Genomic DNA, 18,065 nt, shown 5'->3' with positions numbered 1-18,065 from the left:
TACAACACCCCCTTTATGCCTGATGACCATAGCGAGTTGGTACCACCCCTTCCCATCCCGAACAGGACCGTGAAACGACTCCACGCCAATGATAGTGCGGATACCCGTGTGAAAGTAGGTAATCGTCAGGCTCCCCATGCGCTGCACCAAGCAACTCACCCGCTTGGCAGCTAAACAAAAACCCCACCCCATAAAGGTGGGGTTTTTGCGTTTCGGACTCGGCGCTTGAACCAACCTCCGTCACACGCGTACCCCTTCTTCAACACGCTAAAATAGCGCTTTAGCCGGATGTCCTCACGGCTTTTGCAAAACAGGTCACCATGCTACGTCTAAGCGAAATCAAGCTGCCGCTTGAGCATTCGGAAAGCGAACTCGAGTCGGCAATTCGCTCACGTCTCGCGCTTATTCACATCCCTGCTGATAGCCTGATCCGCTATACGGTATTCCGTCGTGCGCACGATGCACGCAAGCGCTCCGACATCAAACTCACGTACATCGTTGATGTCGATGTGAATGACGAAGCTAGCGCACTTCCATACCTAAACGATCAACCGCATTGCACCGTGACGCCGGACATGGCGTACAAGTTCGTCGCGAAGGCACCTGTGTCGATGAAAACGCCGAGACCGGTTGTGATTGGCATGGGCCCATGCGGATTGTTCGCTGGATTGATTCTCGCGCAAATGGGCTTTCGCCCCATCATCCTGGAGCGCGGCAAGGCCGTTCGCGAACGAACCAAAGACACCTGGGGTTTGTGGCGCAAGAACGTGCTGAACCCGGAGTCGAATGTACAGTTCGGTGAAGGCGGTGCCGGGACGTTTTCGGACGGCAAGTTATACAGCCAGATCAAGGACCCGAAACACTACGGGCGCAAGGTGCTCGAAGAGTTTGTGCTTGCCGGCGCGCCGGAAGACATTCTTTATCTGAGCCGACCGCATATCGGTACGTTTCGACTGGTCGGAATGGTCGAGAAAATGCGTGCGACGATTCATCAACTCGGTGGTGAAGTCCGCTTCGAATCGCGGGTTGAAGACATCGAGATCGACGGCGGAAAGGTGCGAAGTCTCACGCTTTCGAATGGAGAAACGCTGCGCTGCGATCACGTCGTGTTATCGGTCGGACATAGCGCGCGGGACACGTTCGAGATGTTGCACGATCGTGGTGTCTACATGGAAGCGAAACCGTTTTCACTCGGATTCCGTATCGAGCATCCGCAAGGGCTGATTGATCGGAGTCGATTCGGCAAATTCGCGGGACATAAACTGCTCGGTGCGGCGGACTATAAAGTGGTTCATCACTGCAGCAACGGGCGCGCAGTCTATAGCTTTTGCATGTGTCCGGGTGGAACAGTGGTGGCGGCGGCGTCAGAACCGGGACGCCTCGTCACGAATGGGATGAGCCAATATTCGCGCAACGAGCGTAATGCGAACGCGGGTATTGTCGTGGGCATTACGCCGGACGATTTCCCGGGCGGGCCGCTCGCGGGAATCGCGTTTCAACGGCGCTGGGAAGAGCGGGCTTTCGAGCTTGGCGGTGGTGATTACTCCGCACCGGCGCAGTTGGTCGGTGATTTTATTGCAAGGCGGCCATCTACCGCGCTTGGGACGGTCGAGCCGTCGTACAAACCTGGCGTTCGTATGACCGATTTGACCAGCGCGTTACCTGAGTATGTGGTCGAGGCGATTCGCGAAGCATTGCCGCAAATCGACAAGAAGATTCCCGGATTCGCCATGCACGACGCGGTGCTGACGGGCGTCGAGACGCGCACATCGTCGCCAATACGAGTTCGTCGAAAAGACGATTATCAAAGCGTGAATGTTGACGGGCTTTACCCAGCGGGCGAAGGCGCAGGATATGCCGGCGGTATTTATTCGGCCGCGATCGATGGGATAGAAGTGGCCGAGGCGTTGGCGTTGAAAATCATGGCGGGTTAGGCGTCGTGCCGCGTTGGTCGGATCGGTAAGCTGCCTTAAGCGGTGGTATTTATTCGTCAGCGATCGTTCAGCTTAGACGTCGTTGGCTGAGACGCTAAGCGGCCGTTGCACATGAGCAACGGCAACGCAGCACTTTGCGCAATTAACGCGCCATCAAGTAATCACACCCACCTGCCACGGCACGAACTCGTTCTGCCCGTAACCGTGCGCTTCGCTCTTCGATGCCACTCCCGACGCGCAATCCAGCATCATCTGAAAAATGGCTTCGCCAAGTTGATCGATGGATGCCGTTCCATCGACTACGCCGCCACAGTTGATATCGATGTCCTCTTCCTGCCGCTCCCACAACGCTGTGTTCGTGGCGAGCTTCAGCGAAGGCGAGGGCGCACAGCCGTAAGCCGAGCCGCGTCCCGTTGTAAAGCAGATCAAATTTGCGCCCGACGCAACTTGGCCCGTTGCCGAGACGGGGTCGTACCCGGGCGAATCCATGAAAACAAAACCCTTTGCATCGATGGGTTGAGCGTACTCGTAGACCTCCACGAGCTTCGTCGTGCCACCTTTTGCCACCGCGCCAAGTGATTTTTCGAGAATCGTGGTCAAGCCACCGACCTTGTTTCCCGCCGATGGATTGTTGTCCATCGCCGCACCATTTCGCGCGCAATACTCCTCCCACCACTTGATGCGCGTCAGCAGTTTCTCGCCGACTTCCCGGCTCACCGCGCGTCGCGTAAGCAGATGTTCTGCGCCGTAGACCTCGGGCGTCTCGGAGAGAATCGCCGTGCCGCCATGCTGAACCAGCCGGTCGACGGCCGCGCCCAGCGCCGGATTCGCCGAAATCCCCGAATAACCGTCCGAACCGCCGCACTGCAATCCGACCACCAAATACGACGCCGGCACGGGTTCACGTTGGACGCGATTGGCATCGGCGAGCAGTTCTTTCACCATCGCGATGCCGCGTTCGATGGTCTTGCGCGTGCCGCCGCTATCCTGGATCGTGAAGCTGCGCAGTTTCGCGCCGTTATCTTTTAAGCCGGCCGAACCGAGGATGCCCGAGATCTGATTCGTCTCGCAGCCGAGGCCGATGAACAGCACCGAATGGAAGTTCGGATGCACGGCGTAACCCGCGAGCGTGCGTCGCAAGATCGCGATGCCGTCGCCGAGAGAATCGATCCCGCAGCCCAGCCCATGCGTCAACGCGATCACGCCATCCACGTTCGGATAAGCGGCGAGCGCTTCGGGACGGACATCGCGGCGAAAGTGATCAGCGATAGCACGCGCGACGGTTGCCGAACAATTCACACTCGTCAGGATACCGATGTAATTGCGCGTGGCCACGCGGCCGTCATCGCGACGAATACCCATGAATGTGGCGGGTATATCGACGAAATGGGTTTCGCGCATATCGACGCCGAATTCATGTTCGCGCTCGAAATCCGCCATACCAAGGTTGTGGACATGCACATGCTGGCCACGCGCGATGTCATTCAGCGCGACGCCGATAATCTGGTTGTAGCGACGCACGGGTTCACCTTTGATGATGTCGCGAGTAGCGATCTTGTGGCCCGGCGGAATCAGCCCGCTCACCACGAGCGGTTCTACTTCGGTCGTAATGCGCGCGCCCGACATGAGCTGGCGCGTGGCGATCACGACATCGTCGTTGGGATGAAGGCGGATAACAGTGTGATCGGTGGACATAGCCAGTATTCCTCAGGACAGCGCAGCGCGAAGCCGGCGCTGTTCAATATTCAAGCCGAGTTGATGCGCAAGATCGACAGCCGGTTTGAAGCGGCGTTGCTTTTTCTCTGCGTGGTTACGCGCGATATCGAACAGCCGGTGATCCAGAAACGGATTCTCGAAGCGGTCCCGCACATCGACGAGATAGGCGCGTGCGGCGTCGTGCTTGCCTAACGCATCGAAGACGGGAAGCACTTCGTCGCGCCACGTCGATTCCAATACCGACCGCCAAGCTTCGTTGCGCATGGCATCGTGGACGTTGGTATCGGCTGCGGCTTGATCTGCGAGCCAAAGTTCCGCAAGCATCGTATGGCCGAGGTTGAGCAACAGGAGTTTGAGGCGTTCGTAGTGAGCGAGATCGTCGGTGAGGACAATGTCTTCGTGCTCGCACGGCAGGGCCATGCCGGGTTGGCGTTCAATCGCCCATAATGCATAGGGCTCGGCGATGGCGCCAACGGGGTGAATCGGTTCGGAGACAATTCGGTCGACTAGCGAGTTGACCCATATGCAATCGTGTTGCAAATAATGGGTAAACACGTTGTCTGCTCGCCACTGCTTTGCAATGCCAATAACCAGATCGCGCAAGGTGTCGCCGTTGCGCGATACCAGCTCGCAAGGCAGCAAAGTCACCGGTTCGGCGCCGGCGATAAACCGGTCATGCAGCAGGGCCGCGAGCTTGGCGGGAAATCCGCGCGGAACGGAATTTCCCTTGGGGCTTCGCGCGCTGTCCTCGGCGAACGAGGTGTACCCCGTGTCGCCGGTATTCGACACGATCACCTTGACGTCGTGACGCACGCGTTCGCGTAGCGTTGGCCAGTGGTCGGTTGCGTTGAGCGCTTCGGTGATTGCGTCGCATTGAACGGTGACGTCGATGGTCGCATCGCCTTGGCGGCCGCGAATCCGCACCGGATACACGCTCGAGGCGCGCAACGCGTCGATCCGCGCGCGGCTTTCCGCATTCGAGGTGCTTTGCACGACGGTAATCCGTCCGAGCGCCGTCGACGGCTCGCGCCTGGCCGCTTCAGCAACGAACAAATCGACGTGCGCCTGTAAAAAGCGGCTCGTGCCGAACTGGAGAATCGGATTGCTCATCGTTGATATCGGCGGGTCAGCACTCGACCAATGCTTTAATCACGCCCGCCGACGGATCGAGCAGTTTGGCAAATTCGCTGGGTAAATCGCTTAACTGGAGTGTGTGCGTGTTCAGCGCCGCCGTAGGAATCAGACCTGCGCGCATGGCGGTGAGCACGGTTTCAAAGTCGTCCGGCGTGGCGTTCCGGCTCGCGAGCAGCGTGGTTTCGCGCTTGTGAAACTCGGGATCTGCAAAAGAGATTCGATCGCTAACAATCGATATCAGCACGTATTTTCCGCCATGCGCGACGAACTCCAAGCCGCGTTCCATGGCTTTTACGTTTCCGGTGGCATCGAAGACGATGTCGAAAAACTCATTGTCCGTGAGTTCCGCCAGCTGTTTAGCATCCGCCGCGGCGCCGGTCGTGTCCAGAGGAACGATATGGTCGGCGTTCAACTGCGTCACGCAAAACCGCAAGCGGTCCTCGCGGCCGTCCAGCACCGTCACTTCGGCACCCCGTAGTTTGGCGAAGATCACCGCGGCCATTCCTATTGGCCCGGCGCCAACCACCAACGCCCGCTGCTTCGGCTGCACATCGGCTCGTGCGACTGCGTGCGCGCCGATTGCCAGGAATTCGATCATCGCGGCCTGATCGAGCGTCACGCCGTCGGCTTTGAACACAAATGCCTGCGGTACGGCGAGTTGCTCGACCAGTCCGCCGTCGGTATGGACGCCCAGGACGCGAATATTCATGCAGCAATTCGGCTTCTTGGCCCGGCACGCGATACATTTCCCACACGCAAGATAAGGCATCACGTAAACCTGATCGCCCTTTGCGACGCGTGCTCCGGCCGGCGCCGACTCCACGATCCCCGACAGTTCGTGCCCCATCACCCGGGGATACGATAGATACGGTTGATTTCCAGTGTAGATATGAAGGTCCGTGCCGCACACGCCGACGCGCTTGATGCGGATCAACACGTCGTCAGTGCCGGGTTCGGGTGATGGGCGATCGATTAGAACGAGCGAGCCGGGTTGTTCGCAGATGACAGTTTTCATGGGGATAGAAGTGATTTTTTGGCCTTACCAGAACGCATGTTAGTTTCCTAAAACGCAACTGGTCAAGCCAATTAGCCGCGGCTAGGGGTTTGGCCTGACCATCGGCGGCATCGGGCGCATCGTTGTTTAGAATTCAGCCTTTCCGCCGATGCGGCCCGTTTGTTCAACTTAAGGAGCCGTCGTGGCTGTCAAACCTGCCGAGACGCGTCGTCTCTATCTTCAGATCGCCGATAAACTGCGCGCGCTGATCGAAGAACAAGGCTTTGCGCCGAACGCCCGCTTGCCGTCCGAGCGTGAGTTGGCACTGATGCTGGGGGTGTCGCGGCCGTCGGTGAGGGAGGCGCTGGTGGCGTTGGAGCTGGAAGGGCGCGTCGAAATCCGGATGGGATCCGGCGTTTATATCTGTGCGCCGTCCGCGCCCGGCGCGCGCTCGAGTTTGCCGCCGGGAACGGAATTCGGCGAAAGCCTGCTAGAAATCATGACGGCGCGAATGGTGATCGAGGGCGCGATCGCAGCGAATGTTGCGGCGTTCGGCAAGCCGAAGGCGCTCAAGGCGCTGCGCGAGATCTACGAACGCATGGCGCTGGAAGTGGCGAACGGGCAAATTCCGCTGGCGGCGGATCGCGCGTTCCATCTGGCGGTGGCGCAAATGTCAGGAAACGATGTGCTGGTGCGCACGGTGGCCGGACTTTTCGACGAACGGCATAGCCCGCTTTCATCGAAGCTGCGTGTGCATTTTGAAGGGGAGGAAACGTGGGCGGCCGCGTTAAGCGAGCACAAGGACATCCTGGACGCGCTCGAATCGCGCGATGCGATTCAGGCGCAGGCTTCCATGCAGCGTCATTTGAAGGCGTCGTACGGCCGGTTGATGACGCGCCGCAAGCATTCATAAAGCTTCTTCAGGCCAGTCCGCAATCAACCCGGACTGGTCTCCGAACAACGTACAAGCAGCGCTAAACCAGCATCAACCAGGATATGCCTCGTCCACTTTCAGCCCGGCGAGCTTGAAGATTACGCGCAGCGTTTGCGGCGCAATCTCGCGCCGCGAGGCGAGCGTCGTCAGCACGAAATCCATCACTTTCGCGTACTTGAGCATGGTCAGGCACGTTTCCATGTCGGTTGTGCCGTCGCGCATGACTTCTGCGAGGCGCAACATTTCGCCAGAAATCTCTCGGGCCATTTCGAGTTCAAGTTGCTGTTTTTCGCTCCACTCGGGCATTGACGTGAGCTTTGCAAGCATTTCCTGAAACTGCTGTTCGGCTTTACTGTCTCGGATTGGGTCCATCGCCGTCCTCAATTTTGTTCGCGTGTTCCCCTTGGGAACGCGGCGTGTGCGTTAGGTGTTACGTAACAGACCGCGCGTCGACGTTCGCCGGTGGGTTTCACCGGCTATGACCATCGGCCTGCCGAGGTCATCGTTCGTCGCGCCTGCCTTGCTACCAGGGCGTCCAACTATAAAAGTCGCGGCTCGCGCCGCCGTAATGTGCGTCCATCCCGCTGGTTATCCCGTTCTAAATGCACGAAATGTTCCATCTGAAACCCGAGCTTTCTCAGTGCTATCTTGCGAAACCTGAAACCTCCGACAGTTACCGATGCTGCGTCATGCGGGAGCGTCTATGCGCTTTTGGGTAAACTTGCCGATTTACATCGATACAACCAGCGGTTAGCGCACACTTCCGCGTCGAAATCCCGCGCGACCCCCGCCTACAGAATCACTACGGTATCCAGACGATGGCCAAGAAGTCCCGAGCGCCGAACGCGCCCATTGCATCAACGGATTCGTCCGATCTAAAGCCGGAAGCAAACTCGGCCAAACACGACATCCGTCCCGGTCAGTCCCTCGAACTTTTGAAGGAACTGCACATCTTGACGCGCGACGGCAAGATGAATCAAGACAGCCGTCGAAAGTTGAAACAGGTCTATCACCTGTTCCAGTTCATCGAACCTTTGCTTGCGGAAATTCATGCAAAAGAAGGTTCGGTGTCGCTGGTCGATCATGGAGCGGGCAAGTCTTACCTTGGCTTCATTCTCTACGATCTCTACTTCAAGACTCTGCGCGATCGGTCACATATCTTCGGTATTGAGACACGATCGGAGCTGGTTCAAAAGTCGGAGGAATTGGCCACACGACTGGGATTCGAAGGCATGTCGTTCGTGAATCTATCGGTGGCCGAATCGATTACGTCAGATCGTTTGCCGGAAACGGTGGACGTCGTCACGGCATTGCATGCATGCAATACGGCAACCGATGACGCGATTCATTTCGCTTTGCAGAAGAAAGCGAAAACGATTGTGGTGGTGCCGTGTTGTCAGGCTGAAGTGGCGTCGGTTCTACGCAAGAACAAAGGGCATTCACTCTCGAAAAACGTGCTGACGGAGATGTGGCGGCATCCGCTGCATACGCGCGAATTCGGCAGCCAGATCACGAATGTGTTGCGCTGCCTGCAACTGGAATCGCACGGGTATCAGGTGAGCGTGACGGAACTCGTTGGCTGGGAGCATTCGATGAAAAACGAGTTGATCATCGCGCAATTCAAGGATCTGCCGCGCGGAAAGCCCGCGCAGCGTTTATCCGATGTGCTGGAGACGCTCGGTCTGGAAGAGATGCGCGAGCGGTTCTTTACGACTTGAACCGGGCGTCGCGTTTCATGTGCGCGAGCCAGCCGGCGTGGCCGAGGCGGCGTAGCGTAGCCATGTTGCGCTCGTAGATATCGGCGGCGTCGGGGAACGCCTCTACCGCGCGTTCAATGCTTGCCTCACGCAACAAATGGAAGATCGGATAGGGCGCGCGATTAGTGAAATTTTCGATGTCGCCAGGGTCGGCGTCATCGAATTGATAGTCCGGATGAAAGCTCGCGATCTGTAGTTCACCTTCCAGCTTCAACTGTTTCAGCAGGGTATCGGCGAAATGAAGCGCGTCGTTGTACTCGGCGAAATCAGCGAGGGCGTGCGGGACGATCAACAACGTGGTGTCGGTCTGGTTTGGATCCGTTTCAGCCAGAGACTTCAGCTCGGTTTCGATATCGGCGAGGACATCTTCGAACGTGCGCGCCTCGCTGACGGCGTAGCGGACCTGGTCCTTCACATACACGGCTTTCGCAAACGGGCACAGGTTCAGGCCAATGACCGCACGCGTAAGCCAGTGTCGCGTTGTATCGATAATCTCTTCGTTCACCGTTCAATCCTGTCTTCATCGCACGCCGCTTTCACGAGCAGCGCGGCAGTGGATGGCGCTGCACGCATGGGTCCGCAACCGGGGCCGAAAGTCTGGCTCGCGGCGTAAATGCCCTCGACCAGCAACGCGAGGGAATCGGCGAGAAGTTGAGGGTCGGCTGCGCCCGCCGCGGTCGACAACTCCAGCAGGCGGCTCATCAGATACTGCTTGTTGTTCGCAACAGATACCCGAGCCGGATGCTCGCGATCCGCGAATTCGCAGGCTACGTTCACGAATGGGCAGCCGCGATAATCCGGATCCGATGCCCGTTCTACAAGATCAGTAATGCTTTGTACGAGCGCCTTGCCCGGTTGCCCCGGATGTTTCTCGATACTGCGCTCGACCCGCTCCCGAAAGCGTGCGTCCATGCGCGTGAGATACGCGACCACGAGATCGTCTTTCGACGAAAACTGGCGGTACACGCTCATCTTGTTCACGCCGGCGCGTTCGACGACCGCGTCCACGCTGATCGCCCGAATGCCATCGCGATAAAACAGCTGTTCCGCCGCGTCGAGCAATTGCTCCTGCGCGGTGGCGCCGTCCATGTGCCGGCGGACGGTCTTTTTATCGGCGATAGCACCTTCATTCGATACGCGTACCACGGTTATGTCCTTTACTTCGGCAAGGATTCTTGACATGTTACCGAGCAGTCACTAAGCTCGCAACCTAAATGTGACTGAGCGGTAACGTTCGTCGACACGTTCGTTGCAAGACAATTAGAAGAAACCGGAGCGAAGGATGAATTGGGCAGCGAGGCGGCTTTCAGGCCGCATGCATTACGCGTGGATATCGGTGGGCGTTGTGTTTTTAGTATTGCTCGCGGCCGCCGGCACGCGTGCAACGCCGAGCGTCATGATGTTGCCGCTCGAGCAGCAATTCGGCTGGAGCCGCGCGACCATTTCGCTCGCGATTTCCATCAACCTGGCGTTGTATGGCCTGACCGGGCCGTTCGCCGCCGCCGCGATGCAGCGTTTCGGCGTGCGCCCCACGCTGCTTGTCGCGCTGGGCGTGCTGGCGACGGGCGTGGGGTTGTCGACGCTGATGACCGCCCCGTGGCAAATGATTTTGGTGTGGGGCGTGCTGGTGGGTGGCGCTACTGGCGTCGCCGCTATCACGCTGGCGGCGACAGTGGTGAATCGCTGGTTCACGTCGCATCGCGGGCTCGCAATGGGGATTCTCACCGCCAGCTCGGCCACCGGGCAGCTCGTGTTCCTGCCCATGCTCGCGGCCGTCACCGAGCGCTTCGGCTGGCGGCCCATGGTGCTGGTCGTCGCTGCGGCCGCTGCGGTGACCTTGCCCCTGGTTGCGTGGCTGCTGCCCGAGCGTCCGGCCGATCTCGTGCTGCGCCCGTTCGGCGAAGCGCCTGATGCGCCGCCGCCCATTCCCATCGCGCAGAAGAATCCGATCACGCTCGCTTTCGGCACGCTGGGCATGGCGAGCAAGACGCGCGATTTCTGGTTGCTGGCGGGCAGCTTTTTTATCTGCGGCGCGAGCACGAATGGGTATATCGGCACGCATTTGATCGCGATGTGCGCCGATCACGGCATGACCGAAGTGCAGGGCGCAGGCCTTCTCGCCGCCATGGGCATTTTCGATCTCGTCGGCACCACGCTGTCCGGCTGGCTGTCCGATCGCTTCAACGCTCGCGTATTGCTGTTCTGGTATTACGGCTTGCGTGGGTTGTCGCTGATGTTCCTGCCGCACGCGTTTGGCATCGACTACTATGGTTTGCCGATCTTCGCCGTGTTCTACGGGCTGGATTGGGTCGCAACCGTGCCGCCGACTGTCCGGCTTGCTACAGACGTCTATGGCAAGGAGGCGGCGCCTATCGTATTTGGCTGGGTCGTGGCGGCGCACCAGCTTGGCGCCGCGTTTGCGGCGCTTGGGGGCGGCCTGCTGCGCGCAAGCCTCGGCACCTACACCGTCGCGACGATGATCTCCGGCAGCTTGTGTATTGTCGCGGCCGTGATGGTTTTGCGGATTAACAAAGCGCCTCGCTCGATGCAGGCAGTGGCGACCTGAGCGTGGAGCAACTGCTCGCCGGCGTGCCGGTGGCGTAGCGAACCGGATGGCGCAGCGCGGGTTTGCCAGCTTGGTTATTCTTATGGTCTCGCAGCGCGCGTGTCAGCGCGCTGTCCGGATCAACCAACCTTGGACTGCCACATGACCGAAAAGATCGCCCCTACTGAAGTCGCAATCGATGCGCTGCTGGCCGGCCGCTGGAGCCCGCGAGCGATATCGAACAAGGCGGTGAGCCGCGAGCAATTGCATAGCGTGCTGGAAGCCGCGCGCTGGGCGCCGTCGTCGTCCAACCTCCAGCCGTGGCGTTTTTTGACCTTCGATCGTAACCACGACGAAGCCGCTTTCCAGAAGGCCTTCGCCACACTGGTGCCGTTCAACCAGGCGTGGAACGCGAATGTGCCGGTGTTGATCTGCGTGCTTGCGCAGACGTTGACGCCTAAAGGCGATGTGAACCGCACCGCTGCGTACGATGCGGGCGCGGCGGCTATGTCGCTCGTGCTCCAGGCACATGCCCTTGGGCTGGTCGCGCATCAAATGGCCGGATTCGACGCCAATGCGTTCCGCGAAGCGTTCTCGCCGCCAGACGATGTTGAAGTGATCGCGATGATCTCATTAGGACATCACGGCGATCCTGCATTGCTCGAAGGAGTCTTGTTAGAGCGCGAAAACGCGCCGCGCGCACGCGTGGCGATTGGTGAAATCGCATTCGATGGCGCCTGGGGCAAAGCGTTTAAATAAGCGGCTTCGAATGCTCGATAAGCGCGGTTGTCAGATAGGCAAATAGTCAGATAGATGCCGCGCGAAACGCTCATTCCTCCGCCGATGACAACGGCCGCGCCACATCCTCGAGCGACTTGCGTTCCGCCGATACCCCCCACACTCCGGCGACCACCGCCGCCAGCACCATCAGCGCAGAACCGATCAGATAGCCCGTGAACACGGCGCCGCGCTCATGTGTGTCGATGAGGCGCCCGAACAAGGCGGGCCCTACAATGCCGCCCAGCGCCGTCCCGAAGGCATAGAAAATGGCAATGGCCAGCGCGCGGATCTCGAGAGGAAAGGTTTCGCTGACCGTGAGATACGCCGAACTCGCCGCCGACGATGCAAAGAAGAAGATCACCATCCAGGAAATGGTCTGCGTTGTGCTTGTCAGCCAACCCTGCTCGAACATATAGCCGCTGATGGTCAGCAGAACGCCCGACATGCCGTAGGTGAAGGCGATCATCTTGCGCCGGCCGAGGACATCGAAGAGCTTGCCGAGCGCGATCGGCCCGAGGAAATTACCGGCGGCAAAGGGCAGCACATACCAGCCGATATGATCCCCCGGCACACCGTAGAAATCCGTCAGCACCAGCGCATAGGTGAAAAATATCGCGTTATAGAAAAACGCCTGCGCGGTCATCAGCGTCAGTCCGACCAGCGAGCGGCGCCGATGCGAATGAAACAGCGAATGGAACACTTCACTGAGTTTCGTGTGATCGCGAGCGTGCAGGCGCAGCGGCTTGATGGGATCGGTGGGCAAGGTCACACCATGTTCCCGAAACTTCGCCTCGATGCCCTCTACAATGTCTTTCGCCTCGTCCACACGGTTATGCGTGATCAGCCAGCGCGGGCTTTCAGGCACCCACATGCGCATGAAAAGGATCAGCAACCCCAGAATTGCGCCGATGAGAAAGCACGCCCGCCAGCCGTAATCGGGCGGCAATAAGCCCGGATCGAGCAGCACGATCGAACCTGCCGCACCCAGTCCCGCGCCCACCCAGAACGTGCCGTTGATCGCGAGGTCAGTCCAGCCGCGTACGCGAGCGGGCGTGAACTCCTGGATCGTGGAATTGATCGCGGTGTATTCGCCTCCGATCCCCGCACCGGTCAGAAAGCGAAACAGCACAAAACTCGCGAGATCCCATGAAATGGCGGTGGCCGCGGTGGCCGCCACATACAAGAACAGCGTGATAAAAAACAGTTTGCGACGTCCCAGCCTGTCCGTAAGCCAACCAAAACCCAGCGCGCCAACCACCGCGCCCGCAATGTAGGCGCTGCCAGCGAACCCGACATCGGCGTTCGAAAATTTCAGCACGTGACTGGTTTTCAACGCGCTGGCCACTGCGCCGGCGAGCGTCACCTCAAGTCCGTCGAGCAGCCACGTAATCCCGAGCGCCAGCACGATCAGCGTGTGAAACCGGCCCCATGGCAGCCGGTCGAGCCTTCCGGGCAGATCGGTTTCGATGATCTCTGCCGGCGCTCCGGTTTCTCCCTTCTCTCCTTTATCTGCGCGGATCGTCGTGGTGTCGTTCATGCGTTTGGCCGGTAACGAGGGGATTGACCGGCTGCAAGCGCCTCCGGCAAAGAGCATTAATTACCGGGTTTTCGAGCAAAATCCGTTCCCCCGCCGATGTTTTTGATTGACGGTTGATGTACTGCGCGTTACGTGCTAAAAACGCGCTCCACTTTTTGTTTGCGACGTCGACGGAGTTCACGCTGCCGTCGCTCACCTCATGACCTATTGCGCGATCGATTTCGGCACGTCGAATTCAGCGGTCGCATTGCCCAACGGGGCATCGATCCGGCTCGCGCCGGTCGAAGGCAGCGCCACCACGCTGCCGACCGCTGTCTTTTTCAACACGGACGAGGACGAGCAAGCCTACGGGCGGGCCGCGCTCGAGTCTTACATCGACGGCTTCGACGGCCGCCTGATGCGCTCCATGAAGAGCATTCTCGGCTCGCCGCTGGCTGAGACGAGCACGGACCTGGGCGACGGGTCCGCGATCCGCTACGTCGACGTCATCACGCTGTTCCTGCAGCATCTGAAGCAGAAGGCGCAGGCCGTTTCCAGCACGCCGATCACGCGCGCCGTTTTAGGCCGCCCGGTATTTTTCGTCGATGACGATCCCCGCGCCGATCAACTTGCCCAAAACCAGCTCCAGGCCGCGGCGCAAGCCGTTGGCCTGACGGATATCCATTTCCAGTACGAACCGATTGCAGCCGCTTTCGACTACGAAGCGCGCCTGACGAAGGAAGGACTGGTGCTGGTCGCGGATATCGGCGGCGGCACGTCGGACTTCTCGCTGGTGCGGGTCGGGCCGGAGCGCGCCAAGCTGTTGTCCCGAAAAGACGACGTGCTCGCGCATTACGGCGTCCACGTGGCCGGAACGGACTTCGACCGGCGCGTGGAACTCGCGACAATCCTGCGCGAGCTCGGCTACCAGTCGATGGCGCCGGAAGGCCGTGAAGTGCCGAACCGCGTTTATTTCGACCTGGCCACCTGGCATTTGATCAACACGGTCTACGGGCCGAAACGCGTCAGCGAACTGCAGTTGATGCGGCATCTCTATACCGACCAGAAACACCACGATCGGTTGATGCGCGTGGTCGAGCGCCGTCTGGGGCACGCGCTGGCATCGCACGCGGAGACCGCGAAGATCGAAGTGGCGGCGGGCGGCGAGACCACCATCGGCATGGAAGAGGTAGAAGAGGCGCTGCGGATTGGCTTTAACGAGCAGCAACTTATCGATGCAGGGCTGGAAGAGACGCGGCGAATCGTGGCGGCGGCCCGGGAAACGGTGCATCGGGCGGGCGTGGCGCCTGAGGATGTCGGCGCGGTCTACTTCACCGGCGGATCAACAGGACTCGGCTTCCTGTCGCAATCGCTTTCCAATGCGTTTCCAGAGGCGGAAGCAGTATTCGGTGACCGGCTGGCCAGTGTGGCGACCGGCCTTGGTATTTATGCTCGCCGCCTATTCGGTTGATCGGTCCTGCTACTATTACCGTCCAGCCAATCTTTTAAAGTAGTTTCTCATTAACTGCTTATAAATCCGTGATGCAAAAGAAAAACCCCGCGAGTGCGGGGTTTTTTCTGTCTGCTATTCAAGCGGCCGATAAAATTCAGGCGGGCTTGATGTTTGCAGCTTGCTTGCCTTTCGGGCCGGTCTTCACTTCAAAGCTAACCTTTTGATTTTCCTGAAGCGTCTTGAAGCCTTCCACGCGAATTTCGGAGAAATGTGCGAACAGGTCTTCGCCGCCGCCGTCCGGCGTGATGAATCCAAAGCCCTTTGCGTCATTGAACCACTTGACGGTACCGGTTTCCATGTTACTTGTTCCTAAAGATGTTGAATAAGGCCGAAGCCCGAATGTGCATGAAAATCAAGGAAGGGGCAATGGGACCAGCCGGAGTACCGTAATGGGCGAACTACGAAAGACCAATTCACTCGCCACTTGAAATCCTGCAAGACGGTTTATACGGCGAATCAAACTCAAGGTCAAATAATATCCGACTGTAAACAGGGGTTTCTTGAGTCGATTTTCGCGACGTTTGAATGTCACATTACGAAACTTTCGGTAAAAATTTTCAGCGTACGCTGAACTCACTAAACTCAGTCGTAACAGTTAGAGCATGATGCGGGCGCACCCGTTAAACTACGCGCCAAGTTGGGGCAGGGCATGAATTTAGCTGACGGTTGTGCATTAATCCGCATAAGGTATTTGAAAGTTTTATGACTGAAGGAGACGGTGTGAAAAGTTCGATTCAACGGAACATTGGGCCGGTAGCGTTGTTGCTGACCGGCCTGGGGTCCATCATCGGCTCAGGCTGGTTGTTTGGCGCCTGGAAAGCGGCCAAGATTGCAGGTCCCGCGGCAATCGTCGCGTGGGTAATTGGAGCGGTCGTTATCCTCGCCATCGCGCTGACCTATGCCGAACTCGGCGCGATGTTCCCGGAGTCAGGCGGAATGGTCCGGTATGCGCGCTATTCGCATGGCGCGCTGGTTGGATTCGTCAGCGCATGGGCAAACTGGATTGCGATTGTCTCGGTCATTCCGATTGAGGCGGAAGCATCGATTCAATACATGAGTACCTGGCCATATTCTTGGGCTCATGCGCTTTTTGTCGATGGATCGTTGACGCCGGTGGGGCTAATTTTATCGGCGTTATTGGTGGTGGTCTATTTCCTCTTGAATTACTGGGGCGTTAAATTATTCGCTCGCGCTAATTCGGTAATCACCGTATTCAAGTTTATTATTCCCGGTGCAACTATTCTGGGTCTCATGCTGACCGGTTTTCATAGCGAAAACTTCGGCACGAGTTCCAGTTTCGCACCTTACGGCTGGTCCGCCGTGCTGACTGCCGTTGCTACTAGCGGTATTGTATTCAGCTTTAATGGGTTTCAGAGTCCCGTTAATCTTGCTGGAGAAGCGCGCAATCCGTCGAAGAGCATTCCTTTTGCGATAATCGGTTCAATCCTGCTCGCGCTTGTCATCTATGTATTGCTGCAAGTCGCGTATATCGGTGCAGTGAGTCCCGGCGACGTGATGAAAGGCTGGAGTCATTTCAACTTCGCGTCGCCGTTCGCCGAACTCGCGCTGGCGCTTAACCTCAACTGGTTGGCGTTTCTTCTTTACGTCGATGCATTCGTCAGCCCAAGCGGTACCGGCACGACTTATATGGCGACCACGTCGCGCATGATCTACGCGATGGAGCGCAACAACACGTTGCCGAAGATCCTCGGCCACGTTCATCCGCTCTATGGCGTGCCGCGCCCGGCGATGTTCTTCAACCTCGGCGTCGCGTTCGTCTTCATGTTCTTCTTCCGTGGCTGGAGCTCGCTGGCGGCGGTGATTTCGGTCGCGACCGTCATCTCCTACCTGACCGGCCCCGTGAGCCTGATGGCGTTGCGCCGCGCGGCCACGGACCTGCATCGGCCGCTGATGATCAAAGGCATGTCGATCATCGCGCCGTTCGCCTTCGTGTGCGCGTCTGAGGTTTTGTACTGGGCAAAATGGCCGCTGACCGGCGAAATCATCCTGTTGATGGTGGTCGCGTTGCCGGTGTATTTCTACTATCAGTCCAAAACCGGTTTCCACGAATGGAGCGATGACTTGAAAGCAGCGTGGTGGCTGATCGCGTATTTGCCAGCGATGGCCTTGATTTCACTGATCGGCAGCAAGGAATTCGGTGGGCGCGGATTATTGCCGTACGGTTGGGATATGGCGTTGGTGGCCGCCATGGCGCTGGCGTTTTATTATTGGGGCGTAGGAAGCGGGTATCGGTCGCAATATCTCGACGAACGCGAAAGCCACGACGATATCCTCGCCGAAGTCGGCGCGTAATAACCAGCTCGACAATTTTCGCTATCTCATTAAAAAACCCGCTTGAGCAATCAAGCGGGTTTTTTATTTCCGTTCACGGCAAATCGCCGCATTTTGTGACGACGTTTTAAGCAACGATTCAGGCATCGCCGAAAACGTAATTTGTCATGGCCAACGTTTTCTGAAACGTTCCAAGCGACTGAATTCCCAGTTCGAAATCATCGTCGGCGGCGCCCAGCGCGCCGAAAATCGGCAGCAAATGTTCATCGGTGGGATGCATCAGCACGGCGTGCGGCGCCTGTTTCCGATAATCCAGCAACGCTTCAATGTCCCTTTTTGCCAGCCGATCCTCGAACCAGTCCGTGAATTCGGTCACGCGCGGATCGGCGTCTTCCGGCCGCGCGCTGAAATCCGCTGTCCGCAGATTGTGCGTGATCTGGCCGGAGCCCACGATCATCACGCCGTCATCTCTGAGCGCCCGCAGCGCACGACCGACGCGATAGTGGTGGGCCGGATCCAGGTGCGGTTGTATCGATAACTGCGCGACCGGGATCCTCGCATCCGGAAACATCAACAGCAGCGGCACCCACGCGCCGTGGTCGAGACCGTGCTCAGTGATCGCCGACGGAATCCCGGCTTGCGTCAGCAGCGTTGCGGCCTGCTTGCCAAGGTCCGGCGCACCCGGCGCGCGATAGTGAATCTCGTACAGAGCGCGCGGAAAGCCGTAGAAATCGTGGATGGTCTCGGGTTGCTCAGCGACGCTCGCGACCGGCTGTGCCGTGCCCCAGTGCGCGGAGAGCATGAGTATCGAACGCGGACGTTCGAAGCGCGTGGCGAAAGAGGCGAACTCGGCGGAGGGCATCGACGGGTCGATAGGCAGCGTCGGAGCACCGTGGGATATGAAAACGCTCGGGAGACGGGACATTGTGGCAACCTCCGGAAAGAGTCAT

At 58.6% G+C, this 18,065-nt stretch carries 16 protein-coding genes and 1 rRNA gene; 8 read left to right on the top strand and 9 right to left on the bottom strand.

Features of this window, described 5'->3' with window-relative positions; genetic code table 11:
- Positions 1-18: 18 nt before the first annotated feature.
- A 5S ribosomal RNA gene (gene rrf, locus ACMX25_RS33415) occupies positions 19-131 on the top strand.
- Positions 132-320: 189 nt separating this feature from the next.
- Positions 321-1,934, top strand: coding sequence for an NAD(P)/FAD-dependent oxidoreductase (locus tag ACMX25_RS33410; protein ID WP_414954173.1), 1,614 nt, complete (start codon positions 321-323; stop codon positions 1,932-1,934).
- 153 nt (positions 1,935-2,087) lie between these two features.
- On the opposite strand, the gene ACMX25_RS33405 is transcribed toward ACMX25_RS33410, so the two are convergent.
- The 3 genes from ACMX25_RS33405 to ACMX25_RS33395 are packed head-to-tail and all read right to left on the bottom strand — an operon-like array spanning position 2,088 to position 5,799.
- The gene (locus tag ACMX25_RS33405; RefSeq protein ID WP_414954172.1) at positions 2,088-3,629 is read right to left on the bottom strand and encodes a UxaA family hydrolase; all 1,542 of its coding nucleotides are present in this window, start codon (positions 3,627-3,629) and stop codon (positions 2,088-2,090) included.
- A 12-nt stretch (positions 3,630-3,641) separates the two neighbouring features.
- On the bottom strand, positions 3,642-4,760 hold the full coding sequence (locus ACMX25_RS33400; protein ID WP_414954171.1) for a mannitol dehydrogenase family protein: 1,119 nt from the start codon (positions 4,758-4,760) through the stop codon (positions 3,642-3,644).
- A gap of 16 nt (positions 4,761-4,776) precedes the next feature.
- Positions 4,777-5,799 (bottom strand): zinc-binding alcohol dehydrogenase family protein, encoded by a 1,023-nt coding sequence (locus ACMX25_RS33395; protein ID WP_414954170.1) that lies wholly within the window; start codon positions 5,797-5,799, stop codon positions 4,777-4,779.
- Positions 5,800-5,980: 181 nt separating this feature from the next.
- Here ACMX25_RS33395 and ACMX25_RS33390 point away from each other — a divergent pair, with 181 nt between their 5' ends.
- Entirely contained in the window at positions 5,981-6,691 is a 711-nt protein-coding gene (locus ACMX25_RS33390) for a FadR/GntR family transcriptional regulator (protein ID WP_414954169.1), read from the top strand.
- Between the two features lie 72 nt (positions 6,692-6,763).
- On the opposite strand, the gene ACMX25_RS33385 is transcribed toward ACMX25_RS33390, so the two are convergent.
- Positions 6,764-7,084 carry a hypothetical protein gene (locus tag ACMX25_RS33385; protein ID WP_031362147.1) on the bottom strand — a complete coding sequence of 107 codons (321 nt, stop codon included), beginning with the start codon at positions 7,082-7,084 and terminating at the stop codon, positions 6,764-6,766.
- Between the two features lie 446 nt (positions 7,085-7,530).
- Here ACMX25_RS33385 and ACMX25_RS33380 point away from each other — a divergent pair, with 446 nt between their 5' ends.
- Positions 7,531-8,430, top strand: a complete 900-nt coding sequence (locus ACMX25_RS33380; RefSeq protein ID WP_414954168.1) for a class I SAM-dependent methyltransferase — start codon at positions 7,531-7,533, stop codon at positions 8,428-8,430.
- Here ACMX25_RS33380 and ACMX25_RS33375 read toward each other — a convergent pair.
- Positions 8,420-8,974 carry a DUF1415 domain-containing protein gene (locus tag ACMX25_RS33375; protein WP_414954167.1) on the bottom strand — a complete coding sequence of 185 codons (555 nt, stop codon included), beginning with the start codon at positions 8,972-8,974 and terminating at the stop codon, positions 8,420-8,422. The genes ACMX25_RS33380 and ACMX25_RS33375 overlap by 11 nt on opposite strands.
- Positions 8,971-9,651 carry a TetR/AcrR family transcriptional regulator gene (locus tag ACMX25_RS33370; RefSeq protein WP_414954166.1) on the bottom strand — a complete coding sequence of 227 codons (681 nt, stop codon included), beginning with the start codon at positions 9,649-9,651 and terminating at the stop codon, positions 8,971-8,973. The genes ACMX25_RS33375 and ACMX25_RS33370 overlap by 4 nt, the downstream gene beginning before the upstream one ends.
- Positions 9,652-9,751: 100 nt before the next feature.
- On the opposite strand from ACMX25_RS33370, the gene ACMX25_RS33365 reads away from it, so the two are divergent.
- Positions 9,752-11,035: an MFS transporter gene (locus tag ACMX25_RS33365; protein WP_414954165.1), complete on the top strand. Its 1,284-nt coding sequence runs from the start codon at positions 9,752-9,754 to the stop codon at positions 11,033-11,035.
- Between the two features lie 141 nt (positions 11,036-11,176).
- Positions 11,177-11,773, top strand: coding sequence for a nitroreductase family protein (locus tag ACMX25_RS33360; RefSeq protein WP_414954164.1), 597 nt, complete (start codon positions 11,177-11,179; stop codon positions 11,771-11,773).
- A gap of 70 nt (positions 11,774-11,843) precedes the next feature.
- Here the strand turns inward: ACMX25_RS33360 and ACMX25_RS33355 are convergent, their stop codons facing one another.
- Positions 11,844-13,331 (bottom strand): MFS transporter, encoded by a 1,488-nt coding sequence (locus tag ACMX25_RS33355; protein ID WP_414954163.1) that lies wholly within the window; start codon positions 13,329-13,331, stop codon positions 11,844-11,846.
- Between the two features lie 199 nt (positions 13,332-13,530).
- Between ACMX25_RS33355 and ACMX25_RS33350 the strand changes: the two genes are divergently transcribed.
- Positions 13,531-14,781: an Hsp70 family protein gene (locus ACMX25_RS33350; protein WP_414954162.1), complete on the top strand. Its 1,251-nt coding sequence runs from the start codon at positions 13,531-13,533 to the stop codon at positions 14,779-14,781.
- Positions 14,782-14,917: 136 nt separating this feature from the next.
- Here the strand turns inward: ACMX25_RS33350 and ACMX25_RS33345 are convergent, their stop codons facing one another.
- Positions 14,918-15,121, bottom strand: coding sequence for a cold-shock protein (locus ACMX25_RS33345; protein WP_158937752.1), 204 nt, complete (start codon positions 15,119-15,121; stop codon positions 14,918-14,920).
- A 422-nt stretch (positions 15,122-15,543) separates the two neighbouring features.
- Between ACMX25_RS33345 and ACMX25_RS33340 the strand changes: the two genes are divergently transcribed.
- A complete protein-coding gene (locus ACMX25_RS33340; protein WP_414954161.1) occupies positions 15,544-17,136 on the top strand; it encodes an APC family permease in 1,593 nt (530 codons plus the stop codon).
- A 118-nt stretch (positions 17,137-17,254) separates the two neighbouring features.
- On the opposite strand, the gene ACMX25_RS33335 is transcribed toward ACMX25_RS33340, so the two are convergent.
- Positions 17,255-18,040: a DODA-type extradiol aromatic ring-opening family dioxygenase gene (locus tag ACMX25_RS33335; RefSeq protein WP_414954160.1), complete on the bottom strand. Its 786-nt coding sequence runs from the start codon at positions 18,038-18,040 to the stop codon at positions 17,255-17,257.
- Positions 18,041-18,065 lie beyond the last annotated feature (25 nt).

This window comes from Caballeronia eucalypticola (assembly GCF_047608185.1).
In the GTDB taxonomy this organism is placed as follows: domain Bacteria; phylum Pseudomonadota; class Gammaproteobacteria; order Burkholderiales; family Burkholderiaceae; genus Caballeronia.
This window is presented reverse-complemented; position numbering and strand designations above follow the sequence as displayed.